Origin of the sequence: Clostridium sp. (assembly GCF_029258205.1) — a bacterium.
Classification (GTDB): Bacteria; Bacillota; Clostridia; order Clostridiales; family Clostridiaceae; genus Sarcina.
This window is the reverse complement of record NZ_JARHZJ010000079.1, coordinates 17,106-30,930: the sequence shown is the minus strand read 5'-3', so window position 1 is coordinate 30,930 and position 13,825 is coordinate 17,106. Positions and strand designations below refer to the sequence as shown.

The window sequence follows — 13,825 nt, the reverse complement described above, 5'->3', positions numbered from 1 at the left end:
TTTAAGAGAGATTAAACAACTTAATTTTAAATCAATTATGAAGGGTGTATATCAAAATAACCTTTTATAAAACTTACAAACAATTTTAAGAGAATATCTAGATGAGCTTTAAAATTATAATTATTATTTGAAAGATATTACTTAAACTTTGAAATAATCATTATAAATAATTAGCAAATTCTAGTATTTCTCCAAATATGTTTGTTGGTTTTATTGTTATATTTTGATATAGCTCTTTTTTTTGTATTTAATTTCTAAAATAAAACTATTACTTTTTAAGTAATAGTTTTATTTTATTTAAGTAATTTCTCTACTTTACAATATATAATTTTAAATCTTAAAGACTATATGCATCTTGTCCTAATAATGTTGAGTCTAATCCCTTTAATTGCTCTTCTTTTGTAGTTCTTATTCCAATTGTTGCATCAAGAACTTTTAATATTATAAATGTTACTACAAATGAATATACTGTAACTAGTAAAACACCTGCTACTTGAATTAATAATTGGTGTGCTCCTCCAGCTATTCCTCCAATTTCTTGATTAGCAAATATTCCTATTAGTATACTTCCCATAAAGCCGCCCATTCCATGTACTGCCCATACATCTAATGAGTCATCCCACTTCATCTTTTCTTTTACTTCTATGAATAAATAACATCCTATAGCTGCTATTATACCTATAATAATTGATGAACTTGGTGTTACATAACCTGCACATGGTGTAATTGTTGCAAGACCAGCTATTGATCCAGTTAAAACTTCTGTAAGTGGTACTTTACCTTTTGTTATTTTTACTATTATTGTCCAAACTACCATAGCTATTGCTAATGCAATGAATGTATTTACAACTGCTATAGCTTCTAATTTAGGATCTCCTAATGCACCACCTGCATTAAATCCAAACCATCCAAACCATAATAATCCTGTTCCTATTGCAACTAATACAATATTATTATGATTTCTATTTTCAACTTTTTCTATTATTCTCTTACCAAAGAATATTACGCATGCTAAAGCTCCAAAACCTGCAGTTATATGTATTACTGTACCTCCTGCAAAATCAACAAATCCTAATTTTGCTAAGAATCCATTTCCCCATACCCAGTGACATACTGGTATGTATATTAATAATGTCCATGTTATTAATAGACCTATATAACCTCTTATATTAATTCTAGCTGTAAATGCTCCAGTCATAAGTGGAACTGCTATAATACAAAACATTAATTGATAAGCAAAAAATAAAAGGAATGGTATTCCATTTCCACATACTTCGTTTATACATGCACTTGTATTAATTAGTCCAAAATAATTTCCTATACTACCTATTACTCCAAAGTGATCGGCTCCAAAAGCTAATCCATAGCCTCCAAAAATCCAAATTACAGTGACTATTCCGACTGAAATAAATGACTGCATTAATATTGTTAAAACATTTTTTCTTCTTACTAATCCTCCATAGAAAAATGCAAGTCCTGGTGTCATTAAACACACAAGTGCTACACATAAAATCATAAAGGTAGTATTACCACTATTTAAACTTTGTTCAATCATTATATTTAATTTTCCTTTCTAATATTTAATTTTCCTTTATTTAATTTTCCTTTAATTATTAATATTTTCTTAAGTACAAGTTACCAGAATTAAGTAATTCTTTTCTAACATAATTCGTACACGCATATATAGCTTTATGTATATTTTGAGTAAGATTACCTATAACTCTTATAACAAGACCATTAGTTTCTAAAAGTGATATTCCAAAATCAATATCTAATTTTAATTCATCTACTACTTCTCTTAATTTCTCAACAAATTTTTCATCTATTCTTCTATCTATAATAACTGCTGTTCCATAGTTAGAATATCCTTCAAAGAAACCAAATCCTCCAAGATCATTATTTTTTGGATCTAAAATTAAATTATCTAATAATTTAATTTCTCCATCTATAAATACTCTAGTTTTCATGTGAGCGAAATTATATTTAAATTTTTCTCCATTAGGTGACCAACCTGATGTAAATCCATCAGTATATATTAATGTTGAATCCTTATCCATATGTATATCAGTTGTTTGTTCATATATAGCATCTTTAAAAAGTATAGTATTATCTAACATATACTCTAAAACGCTATTTTTCTCTAATTTTATGGAAGTCATTTGTTTACTTGAATTTCCATTAACACTTTTATAAATGATAGTTGGAGCTTGTGTAGTAAGTATGCATCTAGTATTTTCTTTTAGTTCAATATAAGTACTACACTTTTCACCTTCTATATATCCTCCACCTAGATGCATTAAAAAATAACATGGTATTTTTTCATCATCTAAATGCATTGTAGGAGATACTTTTGATACACCTTCATAATATATTTCATTAATTACTGTATTATTATTTTTTTCTTCAAGTACTATTTTTATTTTCCCATCAAAATTGCTCATCACTATTTAATTCCTTCTAATAAACAATTTTTCTTTATCCAATTCATAACTTCTCTAACACCTTCGTCAGTTTTTAAGTTTGTGAATATAAATGTACCTTCTTTTCTAAATACTAGTGTATCTGCTTTCATTATATCTAAATTTGCTCCAACATAAGGTGCTAAGTCAATTTTATTTATAACGAATAAATCGCTTTTTATCATTCCCTGTCCTGCTTTTCTTGGAATTTTTTCTCCTTGAGCAACGTCTATTATGTACATTGAAAAATCTACTAAATCTGGACTAAATGTTGCAGCTAAGTTATCTCCACCACTTTCTAGAAAAATTATATCTAAATCTTTGAATTTTTCTTTTAAGCTATCAATAGCAGCAAAATTCATTGATGCATCTTCTCTTATTGCAGTATGTGGACATCCACCAGTTTCAACTCCGATTATTCTATCTTCATCTAATACAGAATTTTTCACCATAAATTTTGCATCTTCTTTTGTATAGATATCGTTAGTTACTACAGCTAAACTATAGTCCTTACTCATCATTCTTGTTAATCTTTCTATTAACAAAGTTTTTCCTGCTCCAACAGGACCTCCAACACCGATTACTACTGGCTTCATACTTATCTCCTCCTAAACATTAAACTAAGACATAAATAATCTAAATATTAAGGTTTCATGGTTAATTTGTGACATTTCAAGACCTGGAATATTAGCTCCTAAATCACTTTCTTTTATAGTAAGTACCTTATCGCATGCTTTTTCTAAAATATCAAATGATTTATTTAATAAGATTTGTCCATCCTTCTGTCCTAATGGTACAGTTCTTACAGCATTTTGCACTTGTGTTGAAACAATACTATATCCGTAATATATTATTGCTGCTTCTACCGAAACACCTATGTTCATCATAGTTATAGCAAATACAATTGCTGGATGACCATAACTCTCTTTTTTTGCCATTCTTTTTCTATATTCTCTTAATAAACTTATGTCATATAAATCTAGAATTAAATCACTCATTCTAGCTGCCACAAGTTTACCTCCGTCTCTACTCTCTCTAGCTATATTTTGAATAGTTACATATTTATCTAGTTTCCATAAAGCTTCAATGTTATTATTTTGTAAATACTCATAAGCTAATCTAACTGTTAGCCCATCAGTATAAACAAATTGATTAAGTAAAAATATATTTATCCACTTTTCTAATGATTCAGGATCAGTTATCTTTCCATTTCTCATGTAAGTTTCCATTCCATATGAATGGTTAAATGAACCTACAGGGAAAGTAGAATCACATATTTGTAATACTCTAAGAATCTCTTTTAAATTAGTGGTGTGCATAATTGACATGTCTTAAAGCCTTTTCTAATTTCATACTTTCTATAAAATATTTAATATTTTTATCCTTAATCATTTTTTCAATAACCTGATCATACTTAAGTATTATTTTTCCACCTTTAACTTGTACAGGTACGTGAGTGTTACCAAGTAAATGTGCAACTTCTCCCATTTCATTTATATCTTTTGGCTCTACAACAATCACATCTTCACTATTTGTCTTTATAACAACTAAATTATTATTATCATTAAATAATATAGCACCATCAACTAACTCTTCTTCTCTATTTTTTAATGATATTCCATATTCATTTCCATGATCTGATGTAACTCTTAATATTTTTTTTACTAAATCATCACTATCTAAAAATATAACTTCTACATGAAAATCATCTAAATTTTCTATATCGCTTATATTTCCTAATATGCTTTCAAAAATCATATTTACCTCCAAATTCTATTTTCTCACTTAAAAAATTACATAATCTTGCTCTTCTTCCTTAAAAATTAACTAATAAAAGAAAGAAGAACAAGATTATAGATTATTTGATTTATTAATATGAGACATATTAATAAATCAAATTAAATTAATATAAGAAATATCTTTGAGTTAAAGCTACTTCGTTAGCTGGATCACAAGTGATTAATTCTCCATCAATTGTAACGTCGTAAGTTTGTGGGTCTACATGAATGTTTGGAGAAGCATCATTAAATATTAAGTCTTTCTTAGTTAAATTTCTAACTTTTCCAACTGGTAATATATTTTTTCTTAAGTTAAGCTCTTCTTTTATTCCATGCTCATATGCATATCTTGATACAAATGTCATATTTATATCATACTTAGCACTTCCATTAGCTCCCCAGAAAGGTTTTAACATTCTTGGTTCTGGAGTAATTATACTTGAGCTTGCATCACCTATTACTCCATAGCTAAGCATTCCACTCTTCATTATCATTTTTGGTTTAGCACCAAACATTTGTGGCTCCCAGAATACTAAATCAGCATATTTTCCAACTTCAACTGATCCAATGTAATCTGATATTCCTACAGTTATTGCAGGGTTAATTGTGTATTTAGCAATGTATCTTTTGATTCTGTTGTTATCTGAGTATTCTGAATCACCTTCTGCTTGTCCACGTTGTTTCTTCATTTTATCAGCTAATTGCCATGTTCTCATAACAACTTCACCAATTCTACCCATAGCCATACAGTCAGAACTCATTATACTGATAGCACCCATATCTTGTAATACGTCTTCTGCTGCTATTGTTTGTTTTCTTATTCTTGAATCTGCAAATGCTACATCTTCAGGAATTTTAGGATCTAAATGGTGACAAACCATTAACATATCTAAGTGTTCTGTAATAGTGTTTTTACTATATGGTATTGTTGGACTTGTTGATGATGGTAATACATTGTTAATTCCTGCTGCTTCTATGATGTCAGGAGCATGTCCACCACCGGCACCTTCTGTATGGAATGTATGTATAGTTCTTCCACCAAATCTCTTAATAGTGTATTCTACGAATCCACCTTCATTTAATGTATCTGTGTGAATAGCAACTTGTACGTCATATTTATCAGCAGCTCTTAATGTATAATCGATACCTGATCCAGTTGCTCCCCAGTCTTCGTGTATTTTTACACCCATAGCTCCAGCTTCTATTTGTTCTCCAACAACTTCTTCAGTTGCTCCCATACCTTTAGCTAATAAACCTATGTTTATTGGGAATTGTTCTGCTGCTTTTAACATTTTATGAATATGCCAAGCTCCTGGTGTAGTAGTTGCAGAGTTAGTTCCATCTGCTGGACCTGTTCCTCCACCTATGATTGTAGTAACACCATTATCTAATCCAGCTTCAATTATTCCTGGTGTTATAAAGTGTACGTGTGTATCAATAGCTCCTGCTGTTACTATAAGTCCTTCACCTGATATAGCTTCTGTACTTGCACCAACAATAAAATCTACGTTGTCCATAAGAGCAGGATTTCCACCTTTACCTATACAAGCGATTTTACCATCTCTTATACCAATATCAGCTTTATAAACTCCAGTATAATCAATTATTACAACGCTAGTTATGATAGTATCTACAACTAAAAGATTGTCTCTTCTTGTTTCAGTTGCACTTACTCCCATACCATCTCTTAGAGTTTTTCCGCCTCCAAATTTACTTTCGTCTCCATATACAGTCATATCTTTTTCTATTTTTGCAAATAAATTTGTATCTCCAAGTCTTATACTATCTCCTGTAGTAGGCCCGAACATATCTGAATATTGTTTTCTACCAATTTCAAAGCTCATCTTTATTACCTCCTAGTCTAAATATCCATCTACTTTGTTATCAAAACCAAATACTCTTCTTTCTCCACCAAAATCTATTAAGTTTACTTCCTTCATATCTCCTGGTTCAAATCTTACTCCTGTTCCTGATGGAATATCTAATCTCTTTCCATATGCTTTTTCTCTATCGAATTCTAATTCTGAGTTTACTTCATAAAAGTGAAAGTGTGATCCAATCTGAACTGCTCTGTCTCCTTTATTTACAACAGTAATTGTAATTGGTTCATATTTTTCATTACATTTAATTGGATCTTTTGCAAATATAATTTCTCCTGGTATCATAAAACTATCCTCCTATTTAATTATTGTATTGGGTTATGAACTGTTACTAATTTAGTTCCATCTGGAAAAGTAGCCTCAACCTGAATCATATGTATCATTTCTGGAACCCCTTCCATAACATCTTCTCTTGTAAGTAAAGTTCTTCCATAAGACATTAACTCTTCAACAGATTTCCCTTCTCTCGCACCTTCTAATATCTCATTAGTAATGTAAGCAACACATTCTGGATGATTTAATTTTATGCCTCTATCTTTTCTCTTTTTAACTAATTCAGCAGCAAGAAAAATCATAAGTTTTTCTCTTTCCTTTGTTGTTAAGTACATATACCTCTTTCCTCCTTAAACTATTTTTTAATATATATTGATATAATAATTTTATAAATATATACTAATCGTAATTGTCTTTAACACCTATGATTAATATACAGTTATATAATTCTAAAAGCTAAATTTCGCATAACCTATTTTCACAATACTTGCAATCCAACTGATTTTTCATATACTCTATATTAGTTATAACTATGTACTTACCTTCATGTCTTATTAAGCCATTTTCTTTTATTATTCTTAGTATTCTACTTATAGTTTCTGGCGTAGCCCCTGTGTATTCAGCTAAATCAATATTAGATAACTTTATATTGATTTTTATTCCATCTTCAACTTTAACTCCATAGCTATTGCTAAACCTTATCAAAATTGAAAAGAGCGCATTTTTCTTTGTATTAAACAACAAATCTCTCATTTGGATATAAATTTTTTGTGATATTAAATCACTGTAATGATAAAAATCACACCATATATCTTCACTTAAACTTTTTTCTTCATATGGAATCAACCCAATAGTACATTTACTTTTTATTCTCATTGCAAAAAGCGCCATAAAACTATTATTATTTTTATCATTAGGCAATAGTATGCTCGGAGCTTTATAATATCCTATTGTAAATTCCTTAGAATTTGGCAACATATGAGTAAGCTTATACTCTCCCTCTAAAACTATTAATATTTTATTTTTATATACACTTTGATCAAATAGCTCTTTTTCATTAGAAACAACAATTTTTTGTTTAACTAATGGTAGCAACTTATTTAATAAATTATTAGTAAATTCTTTTGTATCCATAAAAAATAACTGTCCCCTTGTGTTCACATATAATTTTAATTAAATTTAATTAAATTAAAATTTTCTCTTTATTTTTCTGAATATCGACTTTTTTTTATCGGCTTATCTTTAATATAAGTCAGTTCTTGTAGAATTTCAATGCTTTTTCGCATTTTTCCCTAATAGAACTTTTTTATATAAATTATTATATTTTTCTATAATGAATAATTTAATATTCTTATTAATTTATCGATAATTTTAAATTCATTTTAAAGACTTTTTATAGTCTTTATCTGTCTTATAGCCTAATTATTAGTATTTACTTCTAAACTCTTCAATAGTAAAAATTGAACTTTTATTGATATAAATGAAATTTTTTTAAAACGTTTTCAAAAGTTATAAAGTATATCATAGTTATAGTATTATTAAATAATTTAATCAAAAAAACGAGGGATTTTATTAACATAAAATCCCTTGTTTTTCCAATTTATAGTTATTTTTATTAAATATATTTAATAAATACTTTTAATAACTATTAAATTTCATAAATTTTCTCTATATTTTTATAACTCTTAAATCATTTCATTAAACAACTTATATATAGGATTCTTTTATATCCTTTTAGCTAATTCAGTTGTATTAAATTTAATTTTTTCTTTCTTTTATAGCTTTTTCTAAATCATCATTACTAAATACCATACGTACTTCAATTCTTCTATCTTTCTTAGTTTCTTCCATATCATATTTATCATATCCTCTATCTCTTTCTTCTTTAGAAGAATAGTTTTCAAACTCAGACATTCCTGAAGCTTTAAATTTTTCTCCATGAATATTTTCAAGTTCACTATCTTCTGGCATCATTTCATTTAAAAAGCTTATTGCTCTCTCAGTAGATAATTCTCTTCCATGAATAGTGCTTCCTGCAAAATCTGTATGTCCTACAATTTCTATATAGTCTATTTTTTCTTTTATCCATTCATTAGATAGCAGCTTAAAAAATATATCACCAAGTTCAGAAGCTAATTTCTTCCCATCTTCCTTTAAAACTGAACTATCGCTGTCAAAAAAAGTCTCTGTTTTTATATCAATTTTTCCTTCTTGCCTATTAAAATTCATTACTCCTTCATCAACGTCATATTGATTTAATTGTCCTTGAATTTTATCATATACAGTTTCTCTTTCTAAAGCTATATTATCTACAAAAATACTTGAAATTCCTATTGAAGTAAGTAATATAAAGAAAAAAACTAGGGTAACCGTAGTCATTATGTCAACAAATGAAGGCCAATAAGAAGGTAGTTCTTGTTCTATCTTATACATTCTTCTCCTAACCTTCATTTTTAACACCTACCAATCTCTTTACTATCTTTTTTCCACTTAGAATCTACCTTTTTAATCTCCCTATCCCTATTGGTACTTCTGCTTAATTCCTCAGCTGCTAAACTAATATCTCTTAAAGGATAATTTAATTTATCAACTATATTTGATGAAAGCTCCTGAGTTTCTCTTTGAAGAGCATAGTATATACCATTTGCAACTTCATTTTTCATATTTGAAACATTATTTGAAAATTTATTTATTCCTCTTTCAAATTCTCTATATCCATCATTTAGTTTTGAAATTTGATTTGAAATAATTTTATTATTTCTGCTTTGCTCATCTTTTATAATATTAAATACATCATTAAAGGTATTATATCCTCTTCTTACCTCATTACTTTGAACCTCTAATCTCATGCAAAGCTTATTTATCTCTCTCTTATTTTCATTTATAACCTTTGATAGTTCATTTACACTTTCCTCAAGTCTAGCAGATTTATTAATAAATTTATTATTTATTGAATTCACAGAATTACAAAAGTCTGTGCTTATCCTACCAAACTTTTCCAAATCTTTTTCAAAGTTTTTTATAGGTGTTTTTATTCCAATAACTGAAACTCTAAAATATGATACAACATTCTCTAAATCACTTATATGCTTATTCATTCCATTAAAAGTACTTGTCATATCTATGGTATTTTTATTTATACTTTCAACTAAATTATTTATTCCCTTGTTAAATAACTCATCTAACTTTATTGAAAAACTTCCTAAAGCTTTATTTATAAAATCGGTAAGCAAATCTTTATCTGATTTTATATAAATAGCAAATAATACGTTATCTAAATAATCTTCAAAAACATCATAAAAGTCCTCTTTAGCTCTCTTTAAATTAATGTTTAAACAATTTAATATGATAGAACCTATTACCCCTACAATACTTGTCCAAAAAGCACTAGACATACTTCCTAGAGGCATATTCATACTTCTTGAGAAGTCAGCCATACTCTTAGTTCCAGAAGACAATATATCTGTTGTTGTAATAATAGCCACAGTAAGTCCTAAAAATGTACCTATAAGTCCTAATGCTATTGAAATAGATGACAGTATATTGGCAATATTTTCTTCTTTTAAAATTTTCTTTTCTATATTCTTTTGAATTATTACCTCTGTGTTGATATTATATGTTCCTCTAGTAGCACTCTTTCTAAAATCATCTGCCATTGCCTTTAACTCTGAATTAAGAAATTTACGTTCCTTTTGATATTCATTTACTGAAACATTAATCCATTCACTCTCATTAAAGTCCTTTAAAAGATTCTCATACTTTTTCTTAGCCCTAATATTATAAATAAACCCCAAAGATATAACTATTAAGATTAATATAACTCCAATATACCCTATAATATTTTGATTTAAAAAGGATTGTAATATATTACTTATAGTATTCATTATAAAAAATTCTCCTCCTCTATTAATTAATCTTTATATGAAATATATGATTCCAAACAGGTTTTTATAATGAATTTCCATAATAAATAAAATAAAAAAAGCCTTATGAATAATCAAGTTTAACTTGATTTCATAAGACTTTTTAAATATTTCTTAAGTTATACACTATCTATATAAAGAATAAAGGCTGAAGAAATTATTCTCCAACCAAATCCAAAATAAATACTAACACGCTATAAGTATTTACTATATGTAGACAGTATCATATTCTGGTTAAAAATTCAATAAAATCTAAATATTTTTCTCTATTCTTTAAAAACTTTTATTATTTTATTGAATAAATTCACTCTAATACTATTATAAATCACAAAAACACACCTATTTTTCTTGGCTTAACTAAGAAAATTAAATAATTTTATATTTCATTAAAGTTCTCTTTCCATAAATTCAACTCTTCTAAATTCTCATCAATTAAAGAATCTTTTATATAATTAACCCTTTTTCCTTCTGTACTTCTATATTTAGTCTTACATATTTTTACTAAAAAGTGTATTATCCCATCATAGCATTTCATAACATTACCTATCCTATAGCTACGCTTCTCTATATTGAAATCACCATATATTAGCCTACTACTTTGTATCATAGGTATAAAATCCCTAAATCTTTGCTCTATTGCTTCTCCTAAATTAGTTGCAGAACATATTAATTTATAAATTCTTATTAATTTAACCTTATCATCCTGTGCACATTGTGATATCTTTTTCATTTCATCTATTGCAGATTGTATTTCCATCATTTCTTCATCTAAATTTTTATTTATTTTGTTTATCTTAAATATCTTAATAAAAGGATTTTTTATATTTTTTATAATAGACTTTTCATCATAATCTATCAGTAGCAGTTCGTTAATAGGTCGTATATTATAATCATTTATTATATATTCACTACTGACTTCTTCTCCTAAAGTAGCTTTTATACTTTGTCTTTCTAAAATACTCATATTCTTAGCATATTTAGGTACTAGTGTTTCTAATATATATATTTTTTCTTCGTTTATTTTGTTAACTAAATGCTTTATATCTCTATTTTCATTCTTTAAATCTTCATTATACTTTTCTTTTTCATAATAAAATAATTTCTGAAGTTCTAAAGCCCTATTATATGCCTCGTCAAAACCTTTGGTAAACATTTCTCCTCCTGAATAAAAAATTAAAACTAATATACGTCCTTATATTTATTATATATCACAAAAGAGAAAGTTCTAAGTACTTATAACAATTTAAATATAATAAATATTTAATTTCCTTGACTTTTATTATATATTAACATATAGTTAAAGAGTAGTAGATACAATTTAATGACGCGGGATGGAGCAGTTGGTAGCTCGTCGGGCTCATAACCCGAAGGTCGTAGGTTCAAGTCCTGCTCCCGCAACCATAAAAAATCTTGTAAAATATACAATGTTATTTAGTTAATAAAATAACATTGAAAGATTCTCAAAAAACAGAGTATATTTTTTATACTCTGTTTTTTTGCAAAAAATCTTAATAAGCATATAAAAAAATGTAGCACAGACCATTAAATATAAGATTTTTTGTAGGCTATATTAATAAATATTTTAAAATTAAATAAAAAAGAAACACAGAAAATTTATCCATGTTTCTTTCTTATCTAACTTTTAAATAAATCATAATAATTGTTTAAATTTCTATAATTTTATAGAAATTTAATAATAAATATTATCTTAATTAATATTCATTGTTAAATAATTTTTTCTTATAATATCCATCTGCTTGGTATATAGCTCCTAAAGGATTGTTACATAAAACACGATCTTTTACTGCAAAAACTGTTATTGGTGCTTCTGCATATTTTATAAATAATGTATCATGACCTACGCATAATCCTAATAAAATATTAAAATCAACATCTTCTTTATTTAAATATAACGCTTGTCCTATTGGATTACACATCATATCATTTTTAACATAAGTCTCTTTCTTTTCCTGTTCTATTCCTAAAAATCCTTTTAAGTTTGCTCCATTTTTACAACCAATAGATACAACTTCTAAACCATGATATTCTAAAACCTTAACAAAAGTTTTAGCCTCTTCGTGTAAACCCATACAAAAAGCTACTCCAAGTTTCTTATATCCCATTTTCTTTGCAAAAACTATTATCTCTTGAACACGAGTCCAATTACAATTTCCTTCACCTTCTACTAAAGTTGCTTTTTTTTCAATTTCTAAATTTTCACCAACATATAGTGATCTAGCCTCTTCTTGCAATTCTAAATTTCTACTTGGACAAAGTTTTTTTGGCATTTTACTTTCATCCTTTGTAGTACATCCTCTTGTTGGACATTTTGCACAAATACTCATAATAAAATTCCTTCTTTCTTAAATTTTTCCTAAATAACCTACAAAATTGTAAAGACTTATTATTATTACAACAACAACAAGTGTTGTATATACCTTATCTACACCTTTTAAAGATAATTTTTTAGATATCATTGGCCCAATAGTACCACCTAAAAGCCCTCCTGCTAACATAAATAAGCAAACTGACCATTCGAAACTTGGAACTTTTCCTCTAAAAACAGTAAAAAGAAGACTTGTAAGTTGTGAAAAGAATATTATATAAATTGAATTTAACGCAGCTGTTTTACTATCCATTGAGAAGAATAAAAATAATACAGCTAAGTTTATTGGACCTCCTCCAATCCCCATAAAGGCTGATGTTGACCCTAATAAAAATCCAATTACTAAACATAAAATATTATTTTCTACATTATATCTTTTAAATTTAGATTTATTTAAAGTAAATATTAATACTCCAATAGTTACAACTGCTAAAAGCATTGACTGTGAAGCTCCTACTATAGCTTCTTTTCCAGAAGTTATTTTTATATAATCAAAAATATATTTTCCTACAATTCCACCAATCGCTCCACCAACAGCTAATAAAGTTCCTTTTCTTTTATCAACTTTAACTTTAGAATTTCTACTTTTAAATAAAGTCATACTAGTCATTGCTAAAACTGTACATCCTGATAAAAAGCTTATTACTGAAACATTTAATGTTCCTAAAGCATCTAGTACAGGCTTAATAATAACTCCACCACCAATACCACTAATAGCTCCAACAATACATGATATTAAACAAACAAACAAATAAATTATACTCATCAAAATATACCAACTTTCTAAATTTTTTAAATATTTAGAATTCGCGAAATCCAAACCATTGTTTTATTTTTAACAATCATTTGATTAAATACTAACACCATTTAAATACAATTAATAATATTAAATTCTTATTACAATTATAGCCAAATGGTTATAAAAGATAAAATTTCATATATATGTAAAAAATTATTCATTTATAAAAAATTTTTTTATGAGATTTAATTATCTAATATAAAATAGTTTTATTTAATCATAAAAGATCTATGATTATTTCAGCAGTTAACTGCCCTTTTTCCATCTATCATATATTTGTTCAAAGCTTGATACAATCTCTACTCTAGGTGTACATAAGTTCTTGAC

14 protein-coding genes and 1 tRNA gene are annotated in these 13,825 nt (G+C 27.2%); 1 reads left to right on the top strand and 14 read right to left on the bottom strand.

Going from position 1 to position 13,825, the window contains the following annotated elements; genetic code table 11:
* Positions 1-337: 337 nt before the first annotated feature.
* The 12 genes from Q1J60_RS09665 to Q1J60_RS09610 all read right to left on the bottom strand — a co-directional run bounded on the left by Q1J60_RS09665 (position 338) and on the right by Q1J60_RS09610 (position 11,466).
* A complete protein-coding gene (locus Q1J60_RS09665) occupies positions 338-1,555 on the bottom strand; it encodes an ammonium transporter (protein ID WP_300261386.1) in 1,218 nt (405 codons plus the stop codon).
* Positions 1,556-1,613: 58 nt separating this feature from the next.
* Complete coding sequence (locus tag Q1J60_RS09660) at positions 1,614-2,441, bottom strand: urease accessory protein UreD (RefSeq protein WP_300261384.1); 828 nt, start codon at positions 2,439-2,441, stop codon at positions 1,614-1,616.
* A 2-nt stretch (positions 2,442-2,443) separates the two neighbouring features.
* Positions 2,444-3,055 (bottom strand): urease accessory protein UreG, encoded by a 612-nt coding sequence (gene ureG / locus Q1J60_RS09655; RefSeq protein WP_300261381.1) that lies wholly within the window; start codon positions 3,053-3,055, stop codon positions 2,444-2,446.
* 24 nt (positions 3,056-3,079) lie between these two features.
* On the bottom strand, positions 3,080-3,787 hold the full coding sequence (locus tag Q1J60_RS09650; protein WP_300261378.1) for an urease accessory protein UreF: 708 nt from the start codon (positions 3,785-3,787) through the stop codon (positions 3,080-3,082).
* Positions 3,765-4,217, bottom strand: coding sequence for an urease accessory protein UreE (locus Q1J60_RS09645; protein WP_300261376.1), 453 nt, complete (start codon positions 4,215-4,217; stop codon positions 3,765-3,767). The genes Q1J60_RS09650 and Q1J60_RS09645 overlap by 23 nt, the downstream gene beginning before the upstream one ends.
* Positions 4,218-4,362: 145 nt before the next feature.
* The gene (gene ureC, locus Q1J60_RS09640) at positions 4,363-6,081 is read right to left on the bottom strand and encodes an urease subunit alpha (protein ID WP_300261373.1); all 1,719 of its coding nucleotides are present in this window, start codon (positions 6,079-6,081) and stop codon (positions 4,363-4,365) included.
* 12 nt (positions 6,082-6,093) lie between these two features.
* Positions 6,094-6,402, bottom strand: a complete 309-nt coding sequence (locus tag Q1J60_RS09635) for an urease subunit beta (protein WP_300261371.1) — start codon at positions 6,400-6,402, stop codon at positions 6,094-6,096.
* Positions 6,403-6,422: 20 nt separating this feature from the next.
* A complete protein-coding gene (locus Q1J60_RS09630; RefSeq protein WP_300261368.1) occupies positions 6,423-6,725 on the bottom strand; it encodes an urease subunit gamma in 303 nt (100 codons plus the stop codon).
* A gap of 121 nt (positions 6,726-6,846) precedes the next feature.
* Positions 6,847-7,524 (bottom strand): Crp/Fnr family transcriptional regulator, encoded by a 678-nt coding sequence (locus tag Q1J60_RS09625; RefSeq protein WP_300261365.1) that lies wholly within the window; start codon positions 7,522-7,524, stop codon positions 6,847-6,849.
* A gap of 624 nt (positions 7,525-8,148) precedes the next feature.
* Entirely contained in the window at positions 8,149-8,841 is a 693-nt protein-coding gene (locus tag Q1J60_RS09620; protein ID WP_300261362.1) for an OmpA/MotB family protein, read from the bottom strand.
* Positions 8,842-8,843: 2 nt separating this feature from the next.
* The gene (locus Q1J60_RS09615; protein WP_300261359.1) at positions 8,844-10,274 is read right to left on the bottom strand and encodes a synaptonemal complex protein 1; all 1,431 of its coding nucleotides are present in this window, start codon (positions 10,272-10,274) and stop codon (positions 8,844-8,846) included.
* 415 nt (positions 10,275-10,689) lie between these two features.
* Entirely contained in the window at positions 10,690-11,466 is a 777-nt protein-coding gene (locus Q1J60_RS09610; RefSeq protein ID WP_300261357.1) for a hypothetical protein, read from the bottom strand.
* A gap of 172 nt (positions 11,467-11,638) precedes the next feature.
* Between Q1J60_RS09610 and Q1J60_RS09605 the strand changes: the two genes are divergently transcribed.
* Positions 11,639-11,714: transfer RNA gene (locus tag Q1J60_RS09605), tRNA-Met, on the top strand.
* A gap of 311 nt (positions 11,715-12,025) precedes the next feature.
* On the opposite strand, the gene Q1J60_RS09600 is transcribed toward Q1J60_RS09605, so the two are convergent.
* On the bottom strand, positions 12,026-12,658 hold the full coding sequence (locus Q1J60_RS09600; RefSeq protein WP_300261355.1) for a DUF1847 domain-containing protein: 633 nt from the start codon (positions 12,656-12,658) through the stop codon (positions 12,026-12,028).
* Between the two features lie 18 nt (positions 12,659-12,676).
* Positions 12,677-13,450, bottom strand: a complete 774-nt coding sequence (locus tag Q1J60_RS09595) for a sulfite exporter TauE/SafE family protein (protein WP_300375444.1) — start codon at positions 13,448-13,450, stop codon at positions 12,677-12,679.
* Between the last annotated feature and the right edge of the window lie 375 nt (positions 13,451-13,825).